The organism is Variovorax sp. SG517 (genome assembly GCF_013376045.1).
In the GTDB taxonomy this organism is placed as follows: domain Bacteria; phylum Pseudomonadota; class Gammaproteobacteria; order Burkholderiales; family Burkholderiaceae_C; genus Variovorax.
In genome coordinates this window covers 171,946-194,083 of the sequence record NZ_JABMJG010000011.1, presented here as the reverse complement: position 1 = coordinate 194,083, position 22,138 = coordinate 171,946, and the positions used below count along the sequence as shown (strand labels likewise).

Sequence of the window (22,138 nt, the reverse complement as noted above, 5' to 3'; positions counted from 1 at the left end):
GCAGGCCTGGCCATGAGCGACACCGAATCTCCCTTCGTCCTGCAGTCGCGCGACGCACGCGGCGTGGTCACGCTGACGCTGAACCGGCCAGCCGCGTTCAACGCGCTCTCCGAAGGCATGCTCGGCGCACTCGAGCAGGCGCTGGACGAAATCGCCGCTGACGGCAGCGTGCGCGCGGTGGTCATCGCCGGGGCCGGCAAGGCCTTCTGCGCCGGACACGACCTGAAGGAGATGCGCGCCGCGCCCTCGCTCGACTATTACGAGCAGCTGTTCGAGCGCTGCGGCGCGATGATGCTGTCGATCCAGAAGCTGCCCGTGCCGGTGATCGCGCGCGTGCACGGCATCGCGACGGCGGCGGGCTGCCAGCTGGTCGCGGTCTGCGACCTCGCGGTGGCTTCGAGCGATGCGCGCTTCGCGGTCAGCGGGGTGAACGTGGGCCTCTTCTGCGCCACGCCGAGCGTCACGCTCTCGCGCAACCTCGGGCGCAAGGAAGCCTTCGAGATGCTGGTGACGGGCGAATTCATCAGTGCGCAAGAAGCGCGCGAGAAGGGGCTGGTCAACCGCGTGGCTCCGCCCGGAGAACTGGATTCGGCGCTCGAATCGCTGGTCGTCAGCATCGTCGCCAAGCCCCGCACCGCGCTCGCGCTGGGCAAGGCCCTGTTCTACCGCCAGCTCGAAACCGGCATCGAGGCCGCGCTGGCAGACGCGAGCCAGACCATGGCCTGCAACATGATGGACGAGAGCGCGCTGGAAGGCGTTCAGGCCTTCATCGAGAAGCGCCCGCCGGCCTGGAAGCGCTGATCAGGCGGCCGGCCAGCTAGGAATCGTGCAGCCGCGAGCTCTGCGGCAGGTGCGCCATCAAAAACTCCATCTGGTCCGCCAGGATGCGGCGGTTGCGCAGGATGAAGTCTTCCCAGAGGCTCGGCACGTAAGGCGCGTACAGCAGCGGCATGCCGGCCTGCTCGGGCGTGCGGCTGCTCTTGCGGTGATTGCAGGGCCTGCAGGCCGTGACCACGTTCATCCAGGTGTCGATGCCCCGCTGGGCGAACGGGATGATGTGCTCGCGCGTGAGTTCGTCTTCGTGGAAGTGGCCGCCGCAATAGGCGCAGACGTTGCGGTCGCGCGCGAAGAGCTTGCTGTTGGTGAGGCCGGGACGCAGCGCGAAGGGGTTGATGCGGGGCACGCCCTTGGTGCCGATGATGCTGTTGATCGCGATCTGCGACTGCTCGCCGGTGATCGCGTTGTGGCCGCCACGGAACACCGCCACCTGCGCACCCACTTCCCAGCGGACTTCGTCCGCCGCGTAGTGGATGACCGCCTGTTCCAGCGAAATCCATGACTGGGGCAGCCCTTGGGCCGACAGCTTCAAGACCTTCACACACGCCTCCTCGAAAAGGGAGAGAACACGGAAAGACCAGGGACACGGAGCGCGTTGGAGACCCACGCCGATCAACGCACTGCGTCACAATATACCGGCTTTGTGACAAATCGGCCTGATTCGCCCAATCGACGGGCGAAAGGCGCTATCAAAAAGATACTCACCGATGCAGGTTTTTCGTGGCTTCCGGCATCCTGGCGTAGCCCCCGCCTGCGCCCTGACCATTGGCAATTTCGACGGCGTGCACCGCGGCCACCAGGCCATGCTCGCCCTGCTGCAGACCGAGGCCCGCCAGCGCGGGCTGCCGAGCTGCGTGCTCACCTTCGAGCCCCATCCGCGCGACTACTTCGCCGCCGTCACCAAGAAGCCCGACCTGGCGCCGGCGCGCATCGGCACGCTGCGCGACAAGCTCAGCGAACTGGCTGCCTGCGGCGTGGCGCAGACCGTCGTGCTGCCCTTCGACGCCCGGCTGGCTTCCCAGTCGCCGGAGGAATTCATCCAGAACGTGCTGATCGACGGCCTGGGCGCCCGCTACGTGCTGGTGGGCGACGACTTCCGCTTCGGCGCCAAGCGGGCCGGCGACTACGCCATGCTCGATGCGGCCGGCGACGCCCACGGCTTCGACGTGGCGCGCATGAACAGCTACGAGGTGCACGGCCTGCGTGTTTCGAGCTCCGCCGTGCGCGAGGCGCTGGCCGAAGGCCGCATGGCCGACGCACACACGCTGCTGGGCCGGCCTTACACAATTTCGGGCCACGTGGTCCACGGCCGCAAGCTGGGCCGGGCGCTGGGCGCCTCGGCGCCGGGCAAGGACGACGGCTTCCGTACCCTCAACCTGCGCTTCAAGCACTGGAAGCCGGCCGCCAGCGGCATCTTCGCGGTGCTGGTGCACGGCCTGTCCGAACAGCCCCTGCCGGGCGTGGCCAACCTGGGCGTGCGCCCCTCGCTGGACGCCAACGACGTCAACGCCGGGCGGGTGCTGCTCGAAACCCATTGCCTGGAGTGGCCCTCCCATCTGGGTGCCGAAGGGGCCTACGGTAAAATCGTCCGCGTGGAACTCCTGCACAAACTGCACGACGAATTGCGCTACACCAGCCTCGAAGCCCTCACCGCGGGCATCGCCAAGGATGGCCGCGACGCTCGCGCGTTCTTCGCATCGACCCACGCCGAAACCCACCGCCAGACCACGCGGGACCGAATTTAGCCCTGCACGCACCGTGCTGCCGCCCTTCGACAAGCTCAGGGCGAACGGCTTTACCTTCCGCACCGACACGCTTCATGCAGTTCGGGCTGAGCCTGTCCAAGCCCCCTGTTTCGCACCCCAACATGTCTGACGCTGCTTCTCCCAAAGACTACCGTTCCACGCTGAACCTGCCCGACACCCCCTTCCCCATGCGCGGCGACCTGCCCAAGCGCGAGCCGGGATGGGTGAAGGAATGGAATGACGAAGGTGTCTACCACCGCCTGCGCGACGCCCGCCACGGCGCGCCCAAGTTCATCCTGCACGACGGCCCGCCCTACGCCAACGGCCAGATCCACATGGGCCACGCGGTGAACAAGATCCTGAAGGACATGATCACCAAGGCGCGCCAGCTCGAGGGCTACGACGCGCTGTACGTGCCCGGCTGGGACTGCCACGGCCTGCCGATCGAGAACGCCATCGAAAAGCAGTACGGCCGCAACCTGAGCCGCGACGAGATGCAGGCCAAGAGCCGCGCCTTCGCCACCGGCCAGATCGCCCAGCAGATGGCCGACTTCCAGCGCCTGGGCGTGCTGGGCGAATGGGACCATCCCTACAAGACGATGGACTTCGCCAACGAGGCCGGCGAGCTGCGCGCGTTCAAGCGCGTGATCGAGCGCGGCTTCGTCTACCGCGGCCTGAAGCCCGTGTACTGGTGCTTCGACTGCGGCTCGTCGCTGGCCGAGTTCGAGATCGAGTACGCCGACAAGAAGAGCCAGACCATCGACGTCGCCTTCAAGGCGCACGAGCGCGAGAAGGTGCTCAAGGCCTTCGGCACCGACCACACGATCCTCGGCGACATCTTCGCCGTGATCTGGACCACCACCGCCTGGACCATCCCCGCCAACCAGGCGATCAACCTCAACCCCGAGCTCGAATACTCGCTGGTCGACACCGAGCGCGGCCTGCTGATCCTGGCCAACTCGCTGGTCGAGATGTGCATGACGCGCTATGCGCTCGACGGCAAGGTGCTGGCCACGGTCAAGGGCGAGAAGCTCGGCGGCCTGGAGTTCGAGCATCCGCTGTACGACGCGGACGCCGGCTACCGGCGCCTGTCGCCGGTGTACCTGGCCGACTACGCCACCGCCACCGACGGCACGGGCCTGGTGCACTCCTCGCCCGCCTATGGCGTGGACGACTTCAACTCCTGCATCGCCCACGGCGTGGCCTACGACGACATCCTGAACCCGGTTCAGGGCAACGGCAGCTACGCGCCCGACTTCCCGCTCTTCGGCGGCCAGAACATCTGGAAGGCCGTGCCCGAAATCATCGCGGCGCTGCGCGAGGCCAACCGCCTGCTGACCACCGAGACCATCACCCACAGCTACCCGCACTGCTGGCGCCACAAGACGCCGGTGATCTACCGCGCCGCGGCGCAGTGGTTCGTGCGCATGGACGAAGGCGAAGGCGTGTTCACCAAGGACAAGGCGCCCAAGACGCTGCGCCAGACCGCGCTCGACGCCATCGAGCAGACCAGCTTCTACCCCGAGAACGGCCGCGCGCGCCTGCACGACATGATCGCCGGGCGTCCCGACTGGTGCATCAGCCGACAGCGCAGCTGGGGCGTGCCGATCCCGTTCTTCCTGCACAAGGACTCGGGCGAGCTGCATCCGCGCACCATGGAAATCCTCGACCAGGCCGCCGACATCGTCGAGAAGGGCGGCATCGAGGCCTGGAGCCGCGTCACCGTCGAGGAAATCCTCGGTGCCGAAGATGCACCGCACTACACCAAGAGCACCGACATCCTCGAGGTGTGGTTCGACTCGGGCTCGACCTTCTCGCACGTGCTGCGCGGCACGCACCCCACAGTGCACCACGAGACAGGGCCCGAGGCCGACCTGTACCTGGAAGGCCACGACCAGCATCGCGGCTGGTTCCACTCGTCGCTGCTGATCGCCTGCATGCTGGAAGACCGCGCGCCGTACCGCGGCCTGCTGACGCACGGCTTCACGGTCGATGCCAAGGGCATCAAGATGAGCAAGTCGCTCAAGAACGGCATCGACCCGCAGGAAATCAGCAACAAGCTGGGCTCCGAGATCATCCGCCTGTGGGTGGCGGCGAGCGACTATTCGGGCGACATCGCGGGTGACGACAAGATCCTGGCCCGCGTGGTCGATGCCTACCGCCGTATCCGCAACACGCTGCGCTTCCTGCTCGCGAACACCAGCGACTTCGACATCGAGAAGGACGGCGTGCCGCTCGACCAGCTGTTCGAGATCGACCGCTACGCGCTCGCGCGCGCCGCGCAGTTCCAGGCCGAGATCCTGGCGCACTACAAGGTGTACGAGTTCCACCCGGTGGTGGCCAAGCTGCAGATCTACTGCTCGGAAGACCTGGGCGGCTTCTACCTCGACATCCTGAAGGACCGCCTCTACACCACGGCCCCGGGTTCGCTGGCGCGCCGCAGCGCGCAGACGGCCCTGTGGCACATCGCGCAGGCGATGCTGCGCTGGATGGCGCCGTTCCTGAGCTTCACCGCCGAGGAAGCCTGGAAGATCGTGGGCACCGGCAAGCCGGGCGACTCGATCTTCACGCAGACCTACAGCCAGTTCGACGCGCCGGACGAGGCCCTCCTGGTCAAGTGGAACCGCATCCGCGAGATCCGCGACGTGGTCAACAAGGACATCGAGGCCGTGCGCGCCGAAGGCAAGGTCGGCTCCTCGCTGCAGGCCAACCTGCAGCTGACGGCCCCGGCCGACGACTTCGCGCTGCTGGGCTCGCTGGGCGAGGACCTGAAGTTCGTCTTCATCACCTCGGCGATCGCGCTGGCCGCGGGCGAGGCGCTGGCAACGGTCGTGACGCCGAGCACCGCGCAGAAGTGCGAGCGCTGCTGGCACTACCGCGACGACGTGGGCCACGACCCGGCCCATCCGACGATCTGCGGTCGCTGCACCAGCAACCTCTTCGGTGCCGGCGAATCGCGGAGCGTTGCCTGATGGCCGCCGCCCGTTCCATGTCGGCTGCTTCGCGTTCGCGCGGCGGCAGCATCTGGCCGTGGCTCGGGCTGGCGGTGATCATCGTGATCATCGACCAGTTCACCAAGACGCTGATCCTGGGCTACTACAAGCTCGGCGACGCGACCTACGTCACGAGCTTCTTCAACGTCGTGCGCGCCCACAACACGGGCGCCGCCTTCTCGTTCCTCGCCGACCACTCGGGCTGGCAGCGCTGGCTGTTCACCGCCATCGGCGTGGGCGCGGCGGTGTTCATCGTGTGGATGCTGAAGTCGCACGCCGGGCAGAAGCTCTTTTCGTTCTCCATGGCCTGCATCCTGGGCGGCGCCATCGGCAACGTGGTCGACCGGATGATGCACGGCTACGTGGTCGACTTCCTGAGCTTCCACGCGGGCAACTGGTACTTCCCGGCCTTCAACGCGGCGGACAGCGCCATCACGCTCGGGGCGATCTGCCTGATCGTGGACGAGATCCGGCGGGTTCGCCGGGGCAAGTAGAGCTGTCTCTCCAACTCTCGTGAAAGGGGCCCGCCGGGCCCCTTTCTCTTTGGGCCGCCCCTCGCCCGCCGAAGCCGAGGGTTTCTCCCGCTTTCTCCCGATGTCATAACAAAGACATACTGCTGCGGTTCAATGTAATCGATTACATGAACACCGCACGATGAGCATCCAAGCCGTTGCAGCCAAAGCCGGGGTCTCCGTGGCCACGGTCTCGCGCGCCTTCAACTTTCCGGACAAGGTGACGCCCGCCACGCGCGAGCTGGTGGAACGCGTGGCGCGCGAACTCGACTACGTGCCGAACGCCAGCGCACGCACCCTGCGCACCCAGCGCAGCCGCGTGCTCGGCGTGGTGCTGCCCACCTTGCTGAACCCGACCTTCGCCGAATGCCTGCAGGGCATCGCGCGCGCGGCCGTCGCGGGGGGCTACGCGATCATCCCGGTCACCACCGGCTACCGGATCGACGAAGAGGAGCGCGCCGTGCACCTGCTGCTGGCGGGCAACGTCGACGGCCTGATCCTCGTGGTGTCGAACCCTTCCACGTCTGCCACCCTGCCCCGCCTGCAGGCCGCCGGCGTGCCCTACGTGCTGGCCTACAACCGGCATCCCGACCACCCCTGCGTGTCGGTCGACAGCGAAGCCGCCGTGGCCGACGCGGTCACGCGCCTCGTGCTGCTGGGCCACCGGCGCATCGCGATGGTCAGCGGCACGCTCGCCGCGTCCGACCGTGCGCAGCAGCGCTACCGGGGCTACCGCCGGGGAATGGCCGAGGCCGGGCTGGCGGCGCCCGCGCTCATCGAGGTGCCCTTCGTGGAGACGGCCGTCGATGCGCTCTCGACCCAGCTGCAGTCGCGCAGCCGCCCCACCGCACTGATCTGCTCGAACGACCTGCTGGCCATCCGCAGCATCCGGGCGGCGCACCTCAGCGGGCTGTCGGTGCCCGGCGACCTGAGCGTGATCGGCTTCGACGGCATCGCACTCGGCGAAGACCTCACGCCCGCGCTCACCACCATCGCCCAGCCCAACAGCGACATCGGCCGGCACGGCGTCGAGCTGCTGATCCAGGCCATGGCCAGCGGCGCCGCGCTGCAGGCCGATGCAAGCCTGCTGCTGCCCCATTCCTTCCGAGACGGCGAGTCGTGCGCCTCGGCGCACGAGAACGAAAACAACGACGACAACAACGCCGCGATTGCCTGACCCTCAGAAAACCTCGTTACCTGCCTACATCCATCCAAGGAGCTTCCCCATCATGTCCCTGCGCATCCACCGCCTGGCCCGCCTCGGCCTGCTCGCCGCCACGCTCGCCGCCGGCAGCGCCATGGCGCAGACCGCCATCTGCTACAACTGCCCGACCGAATGGGCCGACTGGGGCACCCAGCTGAAGGCCATCAAGGCCAAGACCGGCATCACCGTGCCGGCCGACAACAAGAACTCCGGCCAGTCGCTCGCGCAGCTGGTCGCCGAGAAGGCCAGCCCCGTGGCCGACGTCACCTACCTCGGCGTGACCTTCGCGGTGCAGGCCGCCAAGGACGGCGTGGTCGAGCCCTACAAGCCCGCCGCGTGGAAAGACATTCCCGACGGCCTGAAGGACCCGGCCGGCAACTGGTTCACCATCCACTCGGGCACGCTCGGCTTCATGGTCAACGTCGACGCGCTCAAGGGCAAGCCGGTGCCGAAGTCGTGGGCCGACCTGCTCAAGCCCGAATACAAGGGCCTGATCGGCTACCTCGACCCGGCCTCGGCCTTCGTCGGCTATGTCGGCGCGATCGCGGTGAACGAGGCGCGCGGCGGCACGCTCGACAACTTCAAGCCGGCCATCGACTACTTCAAGGCGCTGCAGAAGAACGAGCCCATCGTGCCGAAGCAGACTTCGTATGCACGCGTGCTCTCGGGCGAGATCGCGATCCTGCTCGACTACGACTTCAATGCCTACCGCGCCAAGTACAAGGACAAGGCCAACGTCGCCTTCGTGATCCCGAGCGAAGGCACGCTGGCCGTGCCCTACGTGATGAGCCTGGTCGCCAAGGCCCCGCACGCGGCCGACGCGAAGAAGGTGCTCGACTTCACGTTGTCCGACGAAGGCCAGGCCATCTGGGCCAAGGCCTACCTGCGGCCGGTGCGCGCCAGCGCGATGCCCAAGGAAGTCGAGGCGCAGTTCCTGCCGGCCAGCGAGTACGCCCGCGCCAAGAGCGTGGACTACGGCCGCATGGCTGCCGCGCAGAAGGCTTTCTCCGACGAATACCTGAAGGAAGTCCGCTGAGCGGGCGCCGCGTGCGATGACGCAAGCCGCTTCTCACAACGCATCCAGCGCCTGGAACCCGCGCTGGCGCCTGCTGGCCTGCGTCGCGCCCGCGGCCGCCTTCTTCGGAGCCTTCTGGCTGCTGCCGGTGGTTCGCCTGCTCGCACTGCCGGCGGACAAGGGCTGGGCCACCTACTTCGCGGTGCTGACGGATTCGCGCTACCTGGCGAGCATGGCCAACACCGTCGTGCTCTCGGTGGCGGTGACGCTGGCCACGCTTGTGCTGGGCGCTGCCGTGGGCATCTACCTCGCGCGCCATTCCTTCATGGGCAAGCGCATGCTGCTGTCGCTGCTCACGCTACCGCTGTCGTTTCCGGGCGTGATCATCGGCTTCTTCGTGATCCTGCTCGGCGGCCGGCAAGGCGTGGTCGCCAGCATCAGCGACAGCCTGTTCGGCGAGCGCATCACCTTCGCCTACGGCCTGCTCGGACTGTTCCTGGCGTACCTGTATTTCTCGCTGCCGCGCGCCATTGCCACCTACGCCGCGGCGGCCGAATCGATGAACACGCAGCTCGAAGAAGCCGCGCGTTCGCTGGGCGCCTCGCGGCTGCGCGTGGCGCGCGACGTGTGGCTGCCCGAGCTGGCGCCCACCACGCTGGCGTGCGGCGCGATCCTGTTCGCCACCTCGATGGGCGCGTTCGGCACGGCCTTCACGCTGGCCAGCAAGTTCGAGGTGATCCCGATCACCATCTACAACGAGTTCACCAACTACGCCAACTTCGCGCTCGCCGCGTCGCTGTCGATCTCGCTGGGCGTCGTGACCTGGCTGGTGCTTTTCGTGGCGCGCCGCTTCGGCGCGAGCCCCGTCGCACGCTGAGGCACACACATGAGAAAGAACACTCAGGCCAAGGCCCCCTTCCTGCTCGCCGTCACGGTGATCGTCAGCCTCTTCATGATCGCGCCGATGCTGCTGTCGGTGATGGCGGGCTTGGTCAACAACTACAGCACCGGCCTGAAGAGCGGCCTCACGCTGCGCTGGCTAGGCGAGGTGTGGGAGAACTATGGCGGCACGGTGGGCTGGTCGCTCGCGCTGGCGGTAGCCTGCGTCGCCGGCACAGTGCTGCTGGGCGTGCCCTGCGCCTATGCGCTGGCGCGCAGCCGCTCGCGGGCCGCCCGCGTCTTCGAGGAACTGCTGACCCTGCCGGTCGCGGTGCCGGGCCTGGCCACTGCGCTGGCGCTGATCCTCGCCTACGGCCAGCTCACCGCCTTCCGCCAGAGCTTCGCGTTCATCCTCGTGGGCCACGTCGTCTTCACGCTGCCCTTCATGGTGCGCACCGTGAGCTCCGCCTTCCAGCGCGACGAACTGCTCGCGCTCGAGGAGGCCGCGCGATCGCTGGGCGCGAACTTCCGCCAGCGCTTCATGGGCATCCTGGTGCCCGCGGTGTTCCCAGCCATCGTGGCCGGCAGCCTGATGGTGTTCACGCTCTCGGTGGGCGAGTTCAACCTCACCTGGATGCTGCACACGCCGCTCACCCGCACGCTGCCCGTGGGCCTGGCCGACAGCTACGCCTCGATGCGCATCGAGATCGGATCGGCCTACACGCTGGTCTTCTTCGCCGTCATCCTTCCGGTGCTGTGGAGCCTGCAGTACCTCGCCAACCTGATTCAGAAACGCCATGGAACTTGAACGCATCCCCATCGACATCGCCAACTGCGCGAAGACCTATGCCGACGGCACGCGCGGCCTGCAACCCACCAGCCTGCGCGTGGAAGCCGGCGAGGTGCTGGCGCTGCTGGGCCCCTCGGGCTGCGGCAAGACCACGCTGCTGCGGCTGATCGCCGGGCTGGAGTCGCCCGACGCGGGCAGCCGCATCGTCTTCGGCGACCAGGACGTGACGCAGCGCCCGGTAGAGCAGCGCGGCGTGGGCATGGTGTTCCAGAGCTACGCGCTCTTTCCGCAGATGACGGTGGCGGCCAACATCGGCTACGGGCTGCGCATCCGGGGCGTGTCGCCCGAGGAAGAGAAGCGCAGCGTCGGCGAGCTGGTCGACCTGGTGCGCCTGGGCGGCCTGGAGAACAAGCGCCCGGCCGAGCTTTCCGGCGGCCAGCGCCAGCGCGTGGCCCTGGCGCGCGCGGTGGCGGTGCGCCCGCGCGTGCTGCTGCTCGACGAGCCGCTGGCCGCGCTCGACGCCAAGCTCAAGGAATCGCTGCGCGACGAACTCGCCGAACTGCTGCGCCGGCTGCACATCACGGCCATCCACGTCACCCACGACCAGCAGGAGGCGCTGGCCATCGCCGACCGGCTCGCGGTGATGCGCGCCGGCCGCATCGTGCAGGTGGGCCGCGGCGAAGACCTGTACCGCTCGCCCTCGCATCCCTTCGTGGCCGAGTTCCTGGGCCGGGTCAACCGGCTGGAGCGCGGGCAGGACGCCATCGCCCAGGGCGTTGTCCGACTCGGAGGAACGACCCTGCCCTGCCCCGGCGCCTGGCAGGGCCATGCGACGCTGCTGGTGCGGCCCGAGGACATCGAGGTCGGCATGCCCCGGCTGGACTGGGCCGCCGCCGTCGTCGAGCGCCGCACCTTCCTCGGCGACCGCGTGCAGCTTCACCTTCGCGCCCAGGACCAGCCCATGCTGGTGGCCGACGTGGGTCGCGACAATCCCTTCGGGCCGGGCGACGCGGTGGGCCTGCGCATCCACCCCGACCGGCTGATGACGTCGCAGGAAACCAGCGCATGACCACACAAGCACTTCGCAACACCATCCTGGTCCAGCTGACCGACCTGCACATCCGCGAGCCGGGCCGCCTGGCCTACGGGCGTATCGACACTGCCCCGTACCTGGAGCGCGCCGTGCAGTCGGTGCTGGCCCTGCGCCAGCAGCCTGACGCGGTGGTCGTCACCGGCGACCTGACCGACTTCGGCCGCGCCGCCGAATACGAGCATCTCGCACGCCTGCTGGCCCCGCTGACCATGCCGGTCTACCTGCTGCCCGGCAACCACGACGACCGCGAACAACTGCGCCGCAGCTTTCCCGGCCACGCCTACCTGGGCACGGACGGCGACGGCTTCGTCCAGTATTCGGTGCGTGTCGGCGACCTGCGGCTGCTTACGCTCGACACCTGCGTGCCCCGCGCCAGCCACGGCGCGCTGTGCGAGAAGCGCCTGGCCTGGCTCGAAGCGCAGCTCGACGCCTGCCGCGACGAGCCCGTCGTCGTCGCCATGCACCACCCGCCCTTCGAGACGCTGATCGGCCACATGGACGAGATCGGCCTGCTGGAAGGCGCAGAGGCGCTGGAGGCGCTGGTCTCGCGCTACCCTAACGTGGAGCGCATCATCTGCGGCCACCTGCACCGCGCCATCGACGTGCGCTTCGGCGGCACCATCGCCTCCACCTCGCCGGCGCAGGCCCACCAGGTCTGCCTCGACCTGGCGCCCGACGCCGACTCGGCCTGGACGCTGGAGCCGCCATCGTTCCGGGTGCACGCCTGGTCCGCCCGCGGGCGCCGGCTCGTCACCCACCTGGCTGCTTCGGGCAGCTTCGAAGGCCCCTACCCGTTCCACGACAACGGAGCGCTTATCGACTGAAGCCCCGGCTTGTGGAAAATGGGGTCGAAACGAACCATAACGAAAAGAAAGGATAGAGCCCGACACCCATGAAGCACCTCCTGAATCTGTTGGCGGCAGTGGCCCTGCTGGTGTGGGGCACGCACCTGGTGCGTACCGGCGTGCTGCGCGTGTTCGGCGCCAACCTGCGCAAGATCCTCGTTCAGAGCATGCGCAACCGCTTCACCGCCGCGCTCTCGGGCATCGGCGTGACGGCGCTGGTGCAGTCGAGCACCGCCACCTCGCTCATGACCTCGTCCTTCGTCGGGCAGGGGCTGGTCACGCTGCCCGCGGCGCTGGCGGTGATGCGGGGCGCCGACGTGGGCACGGCGCTGATCTCGGTGCTGTTCTCGGCAGACCTCTCGTGGCTCTCGCCGATGTTCATCTTCGTGGGGGTGGTGCTCTTCATCACGCGCTCGGCCACCGTGGCGGGGCGCATCGGGCGGGTGCTGATCGGGCTGGGGCTGATGCTGCTGGCGCTGCAGCTGGTGGTGGAAGCCACCGAGCCCCTGTTCTCCTCGCCGGCGATCCGCGCACTGCTGGCGTCCATCAACAGCGACGTGCTGCTGGAGATCACCATCGGCGCGGTGCTGGCCATCGTGGCCTATTCGAGCCTCGCGGTGGTGCTGCTGGTGGCGGCCATGGCCACCTCCAACGTGGTGCCGCTGGACGTTGCGCTCGGGCTCGTGCTCGGCGCCAACCTGGGCAGCGGCCTGCTGGCGGTGCTGACCACGGCCAAGTCGGCGGTGTCGGTGCGGCAGGTGACCATCGGCAACCTGCTCTTCAAGGTGCTGGGCGTGGCCATCGTGGCGCCCTTCGTCGGCCTCTGGATCCGCTACGTGCAGCCCCAGCTGCCGAACCAGACCCACGGCGTGGTGCTGTTCCACCTGGCTTTCAACGTGGTGATCAGCGTGGGCTTCATCGGCCTCACGCAATGGGTCGCCAAGCTGGTGACGCGCATCCTGCCGGAGCCGCAGCAGCCGGCCGGCACGAGCCGGCCCCACCACCTGGACCCCTCGGCGCTGTCGACGCCCTCGCTCGCCATTTCCAATGCCGCGCGCGAAGCGCTGCACCAGGCCGACGTGGTGGAAACCATGCTGATCGGCACGCTGGACGTGATCCGCCACAACGACCTGCGGCTGGCCCAGGAGCTCAGGCAGCTCGACGACACGGTGGACCAGCTCTACTCGGCCATCAAGTACTACATGACGCGCATCTCGCGCGAGGCCCTGGGAGAGGAGGAAAGCCGCCGCTGGACCGACATCATCAGCTTCACGATCAACATGGAGCAGATCGGCGACATCATCGAGCGGGTGATCATCGACGTCGAAGACAAGAAGATCAGGCCGCAGCGCAACTTCTCCGAGGCCGGCATGGCCGAGATCGTCGAGCTGCACGGGCGGCTGGTGGCCAACCTGCGGCTGAGCATGAGCGTGTTCCTCAACGGCAACGTGCGCGACGCGCAGAAGCTGCTGGAGGAGAAGGCGCGCTTTCGCGACCTGGAGCGGGCCTATGCCACCACGCACCTCGACCGGCTCTCGGACCGCACCACGCTGAGCATCGAGACCAGCTCGCTGCACATCGACCTGATCAGCGACCTGAAGCGCATCAACTCGCACATCTGCTCGATCGCGTACCCCATCCTGGAGTCGGCCGGAGCGCTGGCGCCCAGCCGGCTGAGGGAATCGCGGCTGGGGAAGATCGAGGGCTGAGCGCCCCCGCCGGTTGCTATTTGGCCTGCCCGGCCGCCTTCAGCACCGGAGTCTCGTCGCGCCCGCGCCGCGCATAGCGCTGCGCCAGCACCGCGCAGACCATCAGCTGCATCTGGTGGAACAGCATCAGCGGCAGCACGATCGCGCCCACCGCGTGCGAGGCGAAGAGCACCTTCGCCATCGGGATGCCGCTGGCCAGGCTCTTCTTGGAGCCGCAGAAGACGATGGTGATCTCGTCTTCCGTGTCGAAGCCCAGCTTGCGCGCCAGCAGCGTCGTGAGGCTCAGCGCCAGCCCCAGCACCACCGCGCACACCACCAGCAGGCCGACCAGCGCATGCGCAGGCACCTGCTTCCACAGGCCCTCGATCACGGCCGCGCTGAAGGCGGTGTAGACCACCAGCAGGATCGAACCCTGGTCGACGAACTTCAGCACCGCGGCGCGGCGCTGGATCCACTTGCCGACCAGCGGCCGCAGCAGGTGGCCCGCCGCGAAGGGCACCATCAGCTGCAGCAGGATGCGGCCGATGGAGTCCAGCGAGGACGAAGCCGCATGGCCGCCGCTGGGCAGCACCACCAGGTTGACCAGCACCGGCGTGATGAAAACGCCAAGAAGGGTGGAGGCCGATGCGCTGCAGATGGCGGCCGGCATGTTGCCTCTGGCCATCGCGGTGAAGGCGATGGCCGACTGCACCGTGGCCGGCAGCACGCACAGGTACAGCACGCCGGTGTAGAGCTCGGGCGTCACCAGCGGCAGCAGGAAAGGCTTGAGCGCCAGCCCGAGCACCGGGAACAGCACGAAGGTGCTGGCGAACACCAGCAGGTGCAGCCGCCAGTGCATGAGCCCGTTGACGATCGCCTCGCGCGACAGCTTGGCCCCGTGCAGGAAGAACAGCAGGCCGATGGCGACCGTGGTCAGCCCCTCGAAGAAATGCGCGAGGCGCCCGCTGGCCGGCAGCAGGCTGGCGAGGGTTACGACCGAGAGAAGCGCGAGAGTGAAGTTGTCGGGAAGAAAACGGGGGCGGGACATGTTGCAACTCGGGACGAACGCCACGCGCGTTGAAGGCGCGCAGGCCGACTCTGCAGGGGAATGTGTGATTTCCGCGCATGAATCTGGTCGCCACTTTGCGGAGCCCGGCGCGTGCTCCTCGCGCCTTCAGGGGGGTGATTTTCGGCCAATTCCGGCATCGCTGCCGGCGGCCGTGGAATGCCCCGCCACGGCGCTTCAGTGTGCCGTGGTCGAACTGAACTGCGCCTGACGGCGGCGCAGGCAGTAGTCGATCAGGTCGTCGATCTCGGTGGCCTTGTCGAAAACGGCATCGGCGCCCAGGTGGGCGCACTTGCGGCGCATGTCCGGCGTGGCGTAGTTGCTGAGCACCACGATCTTCTGCCACGGGCTGCGGTTGCGGCAGGCCTCCAGCACGCGAAAGCCGGTGCCGTCCTTCAGGAAAAGGTCGACGATGGCCAGGTCCCACTGCGACAGGTTGCCCGAGAGCCAGCGCGAACCTTCGGCCTCGGTTTCCGCCTCGCCGATGGGCTCGACCCTCGCCACCTCCCTCAGCGTGCCCGCGAGATTGCGGCGGATGGTGGGGTTGTCCTCGACGATGAAGGTGCGAACGGTGGTCATGGGAATGTCTGCCTCTGGGATTGTCTGCCTCTGGCTGTGGCCAAAGGCTACAAAGTGCTCCCGGCACAAGTCGAAGGCATGACACCACTGCGCCGGTAGGACAAGACCGGCCGGTCCCCTCAGAGCGTGAGGATGGTGCAGCCCGTGGTCTTGCGCGCTTCCAGGTCGCGGTGCGTCTGCTGCACGTCGGCCAGCGGGTAGCGCTGGTCGATCGGGATCTTCACCGCGCCGCTTCGCACCACCGCGAACAGGTCGTCGGCCATCGCCTGCGTGCTTTCGCGGGTGGCCATGTGGGTGAAGAGCGTGGGCCGCGTGATGTAGAGCGAGCCCTTGGAGGCCAGCACGCCGAGGTTGACCGGCGGCACCGGGCCGGAGCCGTTGCCGAAGATCGCCAGCAGGCCGAAGGGGCGCAGGCATTCGATGGAGCCCTCGAAGGTGTCCTTGCCCACCGAGTCGTACACCACCTTCACGCCCTTGCCGCCGGTGATCTCCTTCACGCGTGCCGCGAAGTTCTCGGTGCTGTAGTTGATGGCGTGGGCCGCGCCGTGCTCCAGCGCGAGCTTGCACTTGGCGTCGCTGCCGGCCGTGCCGATCAGCTGCAGGCCCAGCGCCCTGGCCCATTGGCAGGCGATCAGGCCGACGCCGCCGGCCGCGGCATGGAACACGATGAAGTCGCCGGCCTGCAGGCCCTCGGCCGGGAGCGTCTTCTTCAGCAGGTACTGCGTGGTCAGGCCCTTGAGCATCATGGCCGCGCCGGTCTCGAAGGAGATGTCGTCCGGCAGCCTGCAGACGTTCTTCGCCGGCATCACGCGCAGCTCGCTGTAGGCGCCGGGCGGCTGGCTCGCATAGGCGGCACGATCGCCGGCCTTGAGGTGGGTGACGCCCTCGCCCACCGCCTCGACCACTCCCGAGGCCTCCATGCCCAGCTGCAGCGGCATCTGGAACGGGTAGAGCCCGCTGCGCTGGTAGGTGTCGATGAAGTTCAGGCCCACGGCCTTGTGGCGGATGCGGATCTCGCCGGGGCCGGGCTCGCCGACCTCCACCTCGACGATCTTCAGTTCTTCGGGACCGCCATGGCGGTCGATACGGACGGCTTTGCTCTTCATCGTTGCAGTCTCCAAGCTCTGGAAAGGAAAGAAGGGGAAGGAATCCTGCCATGTTCGAGCTTCCGGCGACGGCGCGGGGAATCATTGCCCGGTAGAGTCGGCGCCCATGCAGACACAGCCGCAGCGCCTCGCTCCCCTCACCGTCTTCCTGCTCCTCGTTCCTCCGCTGCTGTGGGCCGGCAATGCCGTGGTCGGCCGTATGGTGCGGGAGCTGGTCTCGCCGCTGACGCTGAACTTCGTGCGCTGGGTCATCGCCTTCGCGCTGCTGCTGCCGCTGGCGGCACAGGTGCTGCGGCGCGACAGCCCGTTGTGGGCGCACTGGAAGCGCTACGCGGTGCTCGGCCTGCTGGGCATCGGCCTGTACAACGCCTTCCAGTACCTGGCGCTGCAGACCTCCACGCCCATCAACGTGACGCTGGTCGGATCGAGCCTGCCGCTGTGGATGCTCGCGGTGGGCGCCCTCTTCTTCCGCGCGCGCGTCAGCGGCCGCGAGATCGGCGGCGCGCTGCTGTCGATGGCGGGCGTGCTGCTGGTGCTCAGCCGCGGCGAATGGCGGCAGCTGCTGGGGCTGCGGCTGGTGCCGGGCGACCTCTACATGATCCTGGGCACCATCGCGTGGGCCTTCTACAGCTGGCTGCTGGCGCGCACGCACGAGCCGACGGCGGTGCGCAGGGACTGGGCCGCGTTCCTGATGGCGCAGCTGGTGTTCGGCCTCGCATGGTCGGGCGCGCTGGCCGCAGGCGAATGGACGCTGACGCCCGCGCACCTCGAACTCGGCTGGCCGCTGATCGCGGCGATGCTGTTCATCGGCATCGGCCCGGCCGTGGTGGCGTATCGCTGCTGGGGCACCGGCGTGCAGCGCGCGGGGCCGCAGCGCGCGAGCATCTTCATGAACCTCACGCCGCTGTTCGCGGCGGTGCTGTCGGCGGCCTTCCTGCGGGAGCCGCCGCACTGGTACCACGGCGCGGCGTTCCTGCTGATCGTGGGCGGGATCGTGGTGGCCTCGCGGCGCTGAGCGAAGGACGGACCCTTCAAGCGAACACCGAGGAACCGGCTTTGCCGGGCCTCAGGTGTTGCCCCCGGCAGGGGGAAGGCGTGCGCGACACGAAGTGCGCGCAGCCTGGGGGCGAGCCCTAGTACGTGCCGGGGTAGGCGCCGCCGTCGGCCAGGATGTTCTGGCCGGTCATGTAGCCGGCCTGCATGCTGCACAGGAAGGCGCAGATGGCGCCGAACTCCGCCGGCGTGCCGAAGCGCCTGGCCGGAATGGTCTTCTTGCGGGCTTCCCACACGGTGTCGAAGTCCTGGCCCGACTTCTGCGCGGAACCGGCCATCGTGCCCTTGAGGCGGTCGGTGTCGAAGGCGCCCGGCAGCAGGTTGTTGATGGTCACGCCCTGCGCCGCCACCGACGTGCGCGCCACGCCGGCCACGAAGCCGGTGAGGCCGCTGCGCGCGCCGTTCGACAGCCCCAGGATGTCGATGGGCGACTTCACCGAGCTCGATGTGATGTTCACGATGCGGCCGTAGCCGCGCTTGGCCATGCCGTCCACCGTGGCCTTGATGAGCTCGATGGGCGTGAGCATGTTCGCGTCGACCGCCTTGATCCACGCCTCGCGGTCCCAGTTGCGGAAGTCGCCGGGCGGCGGGCCGCCCGCGTTGGTGACGACGATGTCGAAGTCATGGCCCAGCGCGAAAACCGCTGCACGGCCGGCTTCGGTGGTGATGTCGGCGGCCACGTGCTTGACGAACGGGTTGCCCGAACCGCCGGCCACTTCGGCCAGCTTCTTCGCGGCGGCTTCCAGCACCTCGGCGCCGCGCGCCACGATCACCACGTTGACGCCCTCGCGCACCAGCGCCTCGGCGCAGCCGTAGCCGAGGCCCTTGCTCGCGCCGCACACCAGCGCGGTCTTGCCTGCAATACCCAGATCCATGTTCTTTCTCCAGTGAAACAGAAGCAGAAGCGCCCGGGGCTTCAGCGCCCCTTGCGCGTGAAAACGAAAATGCCCGCGATCACGAGCACGGTGCCCGCCGCGATCCACGGCGTGAACGGCTCGCCGAGTATGACCACCCCCATGAGGATGGTCGACAGCGGCCCGATCATGCCGGTCTGCGCCGCCATCGCGGGGCCGATGCGTTCGATGGCCATCATCACCATCAGCACCGGCACCGCCGTGCACAGCGTGGCGTTGAGCACCGACAGCCAGATCACCTCCGGCGCCACCTCCATCGCCACGCTCATCGGCCGCGTCAGCGCGAACTGCAATATGCACAGCACGCAGGCCACGGTGGTGGCCAGGCCCACGAGCCTGAGCGAACCCAGCCGCTTGACGAACTCGCCGCTGTAGACGAGGTAGCCCGCATAGCTCACCGCGCTCAGGAACACCAGGAAGGCGCCCCAGGCCGCCGCGCCGCCGCCCTTGCCGCCGCCACCGGTCCAGAGCTCATGGCCGAACACCAGCAGCACGCCGGCGTAGCTCACGACCATGCCCAGCACCTGCGGGCGCGTCGGGTTGCGCCGGTACATCAACCAGCCGAAGAACAGCACCAGCGTGGGGTTGAGATAAAGAATGAGCCGCTCGAAGCTGGCCGAGATGTAGGCCAGCCCCGCGAAGTCGAGGAAGCTCGCGAGGTAGTAGCCCGAGAAGCCCAGGCCGACCACGCCGATCCAGTCGCGCCCGGTGAGCGCCGGCTTGCCGCGCCCCGCCCACCACGCCATCAGCGCGAAGAGCGGCAGCGCGAACAGCATGCGCAGCATGATGAGCGTGACCGCGTCCACGCCGTAGCGGTACGCGAGCTTGACGATGATCGCCTTGCCGCTGAACGCGATGGCGCCCAAGGTGGCCAGCACCAGGCCGGTGGCGACGCCCTTCTTCGCGCTGTCGCGCAGGGGTTGGAGGGCTGGCTGGGGGGATTCGCCGGTCGACGCGGCTGTCTTGTTCATCCCCCGATCATCGCGGCAAGCCCGAACCCTTGCCTCGCCCGCGCTCAGTACCCCGCAGCCGCGCCGTCGCGGCGCGGGTCGCTGGCGGCCACGTAGCCTTCGACCGAGGGCTCGCCCGCGCGCCAGATGAACTGGCCCGCGCCGAAGTCCTGGTACGAGTCGTTGATCACTTCCAGGTGGTGACCCAGCTCGCGCAGGCCCTGCACCGTGGCCGGGTTCATCGCGGCCTCGACGTTGATCTCCAGCCCCGCGTTGAAGCGCCAGCGCGGCGCGTCGCAGGCGGCCTGCGGGTTCTGCTTGTAGTCGAGCATGCGCACCAGCGTCTGCATGTGGCCCTGCGGCTGCATGTTGCCGCCCATCACGCCGAAGCTCATCACCGGCTGGCCGTCCTTGGTGAGGAAGGCCGGAATGATGGTGTGGAACGGGCGCTTGCCCGGCGCCACCACGTTGGGGCTCTCGGCCTTCAGGCTGAAGCCGTGGCCGCGGTTCTGCAGGCTGATGCCGAACTCCGGCTCCACGCAGCCCGAGCCGAAGCCCATGTAGTTGCTCTGGATGAAGCTGACCATCATGCCGCTCTCGTCGGCGGCCGTGAGGTAGATGGTGCCGCCCTTCACCGGGTTGCCGGCCTTGAAGTCCTGCGCCTTCTTCACGTCGATGAGGCGTGCGCGCGAGGCCAGGTAGGCGTCGTCGAGCATCTGCTCGGTGGTCACTTCCATGGTCTTGCGCTCGGAGACGTAGCGGTACACGTCGGCGAAGGCCAGCTTCATGGCCTCGATCTGCAGATGCTGCGATTGGACCGAGTCGACCGGCAGCGAGGCGATGTCGAACTTCTCCAGGATGCCCAGCGCGATCAGCGCCGCGATGCCCTGGCCGTTCGGCGGGATCTCGTGCAGCGTGTGGCCGCGGTAGTCGCGCGAGATGGGCTCGACCCACTCGGGCTGGTAGGCCGCGAGGTCGGCCACGGTGAGCGCGCCGCCCTGCTCGGCGGAGAACTTCGCCAGCGCCTCGGCGATCTCGCCGTTGTAGTAGGCCTCGCCCTTGGTGCGGGCGATGGCCTTGAGCGCGCGCGCCGCGGCCGTGAAGCGGAACATGTCGCCCACCTCGGGTGCGCGGCCCCAGGGCAGGAAGGTCTGGGCGAAGCCCGGCTGCGACTGCAGGATCGGCGTGGCCGCGGCCCACTTGCCCTGCACCACCGGCGGCACGAGGTAGCCGCGCTCGGCGATGTCGATGGCCGGCGCCAGCAGGTCGGCAAAGGGCAGCTTGCCGAAGCGCTCGCTCAGCGCCACCCAGCCGCGCACCGCGCCCGGCACGGTGACCGAGTCGATGCCGCGCATCGGCGGATTGGCCGCGTCGGCGCCGTACTTGGCCTTGAAGTATTCGGGCGTCCAGGCCTTGGGCGCGGGGCCCGAAGCGTTGAGGCCGTGCAGCTTCTCTCCGTCCCACAGGATGCAGAAGGCATCGCTGCCCAGGCCGTTGCTCACCGGCTCCACCAGCGTCATCACCGCCGCGGTGGCGATGGCCGCGTCGACCGCGTTGCCGCCCTGCTGCAGGATGCGCAGCCCGGCCTGCGAGGCCAGCGGGTGCGAGGTCGACACTACGTTGCGCGCGAAGATCGGGATGCGCGTGGAGAGGTAGGGGTTGGCGTAGTCAAACTTCATAACGTGCCTTCAGAGATGACTTGAACAATCGGGAACACCGCGGAACCGGCCTTGCCGGGCCGCAGGTGTTGCCCCCGGAAGGGAGTTGGCGAAGCGAACGAAGTTCGCGCAGCCTGGGGGAGAGCCATTACTCGTTGGTGATCTTGCGGTCTACGACGATCTTTTTCCATTTGGCGGCGTCGACGGCCACCATCTTCGCGAACTGGTCCGGCGTGCCCGGCACGGCGGGCTCGATGCCCAGTCGCGCCAGCTTTTCCTTCACCTCGGGGTCGGCCAGCGCGTCGTTGGCGGCCTTGTTGATCTTCGCGACGATGTCCGCCGGCAGGTTCTTCGGGCCGTAGAAGCCGAACCAGGTGTTCGACTCGTAGCCCGGCAGCGTGTCGGCGATGGGCGGCAGTTCGGGCGCGAGCGGGCTGCGCTTGAGCGAGGTGACGCCCAGCGCGCGCAGGCGGCCGTCGCGCACGTGCGGCATGCCGGTGGGCAGCGAGTCGAACAGCACGTCGACCTTGCCGCTGATCAGGTCGGGAATGGCCAGGGCCGTGCCCTTGTAGGGAATGTGCGTGACGAACACGCCGGCCTGCGCCTTGAAGAGCTCCGCCGTGAGCTGGACGATGGTGCCGTTGCCGCTCGATGCGTAGTTGAGCTTGCCGGGGTTCTTCTTCGCGTAGTCGATCCACTCGCGCACCGTCTTCGCGGGCGAATTGACCGGGACCAGCATGATGCTGGCGGCGTCGCCCACGTGCGCGATGGGCGTGAAGTCGCGCACCGTGTCGTAGGGCAGCTTGCTGATTGCGGGGCCGATGGAGTGCGTGCTGGTGGTGGCCAGCAGGATGGTGTAGCCGTCCGGCGCGGCCTTGGCGGCCTGGTCGGAGCCGATGGCGCCGCCGGCGCCGGGCTTGTTGTCGACCACCAGCGTCGTGCCCAGCTTGTCGCCCATCTTCTGCCCCAGCGTGCGGGCGAAGAGGTCGGTGGCGCCCGCGGCCGGGAACGGAACGATCAGCCGGATCGGCTTGTTCGGATAGCCCTGCGCCAGGCTGGCGGACGAGGCGGCCATGCCGAGCGCGACGGCGAGCACCTGGAGGAACTGGAGGCGTTTCATGTGCGGGAAAGAATTCTGTGCCAGAGAGATAGAGAGGGGGACCGAGCATGCTATGCAGCGGCGGTGGATCAAGCCAGATAATCCAGCTTAT

Annotated in this window: 20 protein-coding genes; 12 read left to right on the top strand and 8 right to left on the bottom strand. The window is 68.2% G+C overall.

All coding sequences use genetic code 11. The annotated features are described in order from the left end of the window. Nucleotides 1–12: 12 nt before the first annotated feature. On the top strand, nt 13–801 hold the full coding sequence (locus FHT32_RS29255) for an enoyl-CoA hydratase (RefSeq protein WP_176668059.1): 789 nt from the start codon (nt 13–15) through the stop codon (nt 799–801). Between the two features lie 16 nt (nt 802–817). Here the strand turns inward: FHT32_RS29255 and FHT32_RS29250 are convergent, their stop codons facing one another. Continuing rightward, on the bottom strand, nt 818–1,378 hold the full coding sequence (locus FHT32_RS29250; protein ID WP_176668058.1) for an HNH endonuclease: 561 nt from the start codon (nt 1,376–1,378) through the stop codon (nt 818–820). Between the two features lie 166 nt (nt 1,379–1,544). Between FHT32_RS29250 and FHT32_RS29245 the strand changes: the two genes are divergently transcribed. The 10 genes from FHT32_RS29245 to FHT32_RS29200 all read left to right on the top strand — a co-directional run bounded on the left by FHT32_RS29245 (nt 1,545) and on the right by FHT32_RS29200 (nt 13,622). Then, nucleotides 1,545–2,582, top strand: a complete 1,038-nt coding sequence (locus tag FHT32_RS29245) for a bifunctional riboflavin kinase/FAD synthetase (RefSeq protein ID WP_176668057.1) — start codon at nt 1,545–1,547, stop codon at nt 2,580–2,582. 122 nt (nt 2,583–2,704) lie between these two features. Beyond that, nucleotides 2,705–5,554 (top strand): isoleucine--tRNA ligase, encoded by a 2,850-nt coding sequence (ileS, locus tag FHT32_RS29240; protein ID WP_176668056.1) that lies wholly within the window; start codon nt 2,705–2,707, stop codon nt 5,552–5,554. Further along, complete coding sequence (lspA, locus tag FHT32_RS29235) at nt 5,554–6,069, top strand: signal peptidase II (protein WP_176668055.1); 516 nt, start codon at nt 5,554–5,556, stop codon at nt 6,067–6,069. Before ileS ends, lspA begins: the two co-directional genes overlap by 1 nt. 160 nt (nt 6,070–6,229) lie before the next feature. After that, entirely contained in the window at nt 6,230–7,264 is a 1,035-nt protein-coding gene (locus FHT32_RS29230) for a LacI family DNA-binding transcriptional regulator (RefSeq protein WP_176668054.1), read from the top strand. 52 nt (nt 7,265–7,316) lie between these two features. Beyond that, nucleotides 7,317–8,327 (top strand): ABC transporter substrate-binding protein, encoded by a 1,011-nt coding sequence (locus FHT32_RS29225; RefSeq protein WP_176668053.1) that lies wholly within the window; start codon nt 7,317–7,319, stop codon nt 8,325–8,327. Nucleotides 8,328–8,343: 16 nt separating this feature from the next. Then, nucleotides 8,344–9,183, top strand: a complete 840-nt coding sequence (locus tag FHT32_RS29220; protein ID WP_176668052.1) for an iron ABC transporter permease — start codon at nt 8,344–8,346, stop codon at nt 9,181–9,183. A 9-nt stretch (nt 9,184–9,192) separates the two neighbouring features. Further along, complete coding sequence (locus tag FHT32_RS29215) at nt 9,193–9,993, top strand: ABC transporter permease (RefSeq protein WP_176668051.1); 801 nt, start codon at nt 9,193–9,195, stop codon at nt 9,991–9,993. Then, nucleotides 9,983–11,044, top strand: coding sequence for an ABC transporter ATP-binding protein (locus tag FHT32_RS29210; RefSeq protein WP_176668050.1), 1,062 nt, complete (start codon nt 9,983–9,985; stop codon nt 11,042–11,044). The genes FHT32_RS29215 and FHT32_RS29210 overlap by 11 nt, the downstream gene beginning before the upstream one ends. Continuing rightward, entirely contained in the window at nt 11,041–11,892 is an 852-nt protein-coding gene (locus FHT32_RS29205; RefSeq protein WP_176668049.1) for a phosphodiesterase, read from the top strand. Before FHT32_RS29210 ends, FHT32_RS29205 begins: the two co-directional genes overlap by 4 nt. Before the next feature lie 68 nt (nt 11,893–11,960). Then, complete coding sequence (locus FHT32_RS29200) at nt 11,961–13,622, top strand: Na/Pi cotransporter family protein (RefSeq protein ID WP_176668048.1); 1,662 nt, start codon at nt 11,961–11,963, stop codon at nt 13,620–13,622. 16 nt (nt 13,623–13,638) lie between these two features. Here the strand turns inward: FHT32_RS29200 and FHT32_RS29195 are convergent, their stop codons facing one another. From FHT32_RS29195 to FHT32_RS29185, 3 genes are all read right to left on the bottom strand, one after another. Next, complete coding sequence (locus tag FHT32_RS29195) at nt 13,639–14,649, bottom strand: bile acid:sodium symporter family protein (RefSeq protein ID WP_176668047.1); 1,011 nt, start codon at nt 14,647–14,649, stop codon at nt 13,639–13,641. Nucleotides 14,650–14,844: 195 nt separating this feature from the next. After that, the gene (locus FHT32_RS29190; protein ID WP_176668046.1) at nt 14,845–15,246 is read right to left on the bottom strand and encodes a response regulator; all 402 of its coding nucleotides are present in this window, start codon (nt 15,244–15,246) and stop codon (nt 14,845–14,847) included. Nucleotides 15,247–15,365: 119 nt separating this feature from the next. Beyond that, nucleotides 15,366–16,352 (bottom strand): quinone oxidoreductase, encoded by a 987-nt coding sequence (locus FHT32_RS29185; protein WP_176668045.1) that lies wholly within the window; start codon nt 16,350–16,352, stop codon nt 15,366–15,368. Between the two features lie 106 nt (nt 16,353–16,458). On the opposite strand from FHT32_RS29185, the gene FHT32_RS29180 reads away from it, so the two are divergent. Beyond that, on the top strand, nt 16,459–17,367 hold the full coding sequence (locus FHT32_RS29180) for a DMT family transporter (protein WP_176668044.1): 909 nt from the start codon (nt 16,459–16,461) through the stop codon (nt 17,365–17,367). A gap of 118 nt (nt 17,368–17,485) precedes the next feature. On the opposite strand, the gene FHT32_RS29175 is transcribed toward FHT32_RS29180, so the two are convergent. The 4 genes from FHT32_RS29175 to FHT32_RS29160 form a co-directional block, all read right to left on the bottom strand. After that, complete coding sequence (locus tag FHT32_RS29175) at nt 17,486–18,280, bottom strand: SDR family oxidoreductase (RefSeq protein ID WP_176668043.1); 795 nt, start codon at nt 18,278–18,280, stop codon at nt 17,486–17,488. Nucleotides 18,281–18,321: 41 nt separating this feature from the next. Beyond that, nucleotides 18,322–19,290 carry a DMT family transporter gene (locus tag FHT32_RS29170; RefSeq protein WP_256099210.1) on the bottom strand — a complete coding sequence of 323 codons (969 nt, stop codon included), beginning with the start codon at nt 19,288–19,290 and terminating at the stop codon, nt 18,322–18,324. Between the two features lie 44 nt (nt 19,291–19,334). Then, the gene (locus FHT32_RS29165) at nt 19,335–20,948 is read right to left on the bottom strand and encodes a gamma-glutamyltransferase family protein (protein WP_218088461.1); all 1,614 of its coding nucleotides are present in this window, start codon (nt 20,946–20,948) and stop codon (nt 19,335–19,337) included. A gap of 127 nt (nt 20,949–21,075) precedes the next feature. After that, entirely contained in the window at nt 21,076–22,047 is a 972-nt protein-coding gene (locus FHT32_RS29160) for a tripartite tricarboxylate transporter substrate binding protein (protein ID WP_176668042.1), read from the bottom strand. Nucleotides 22,048–22,138: the final 91 nt, after the last annotated feature.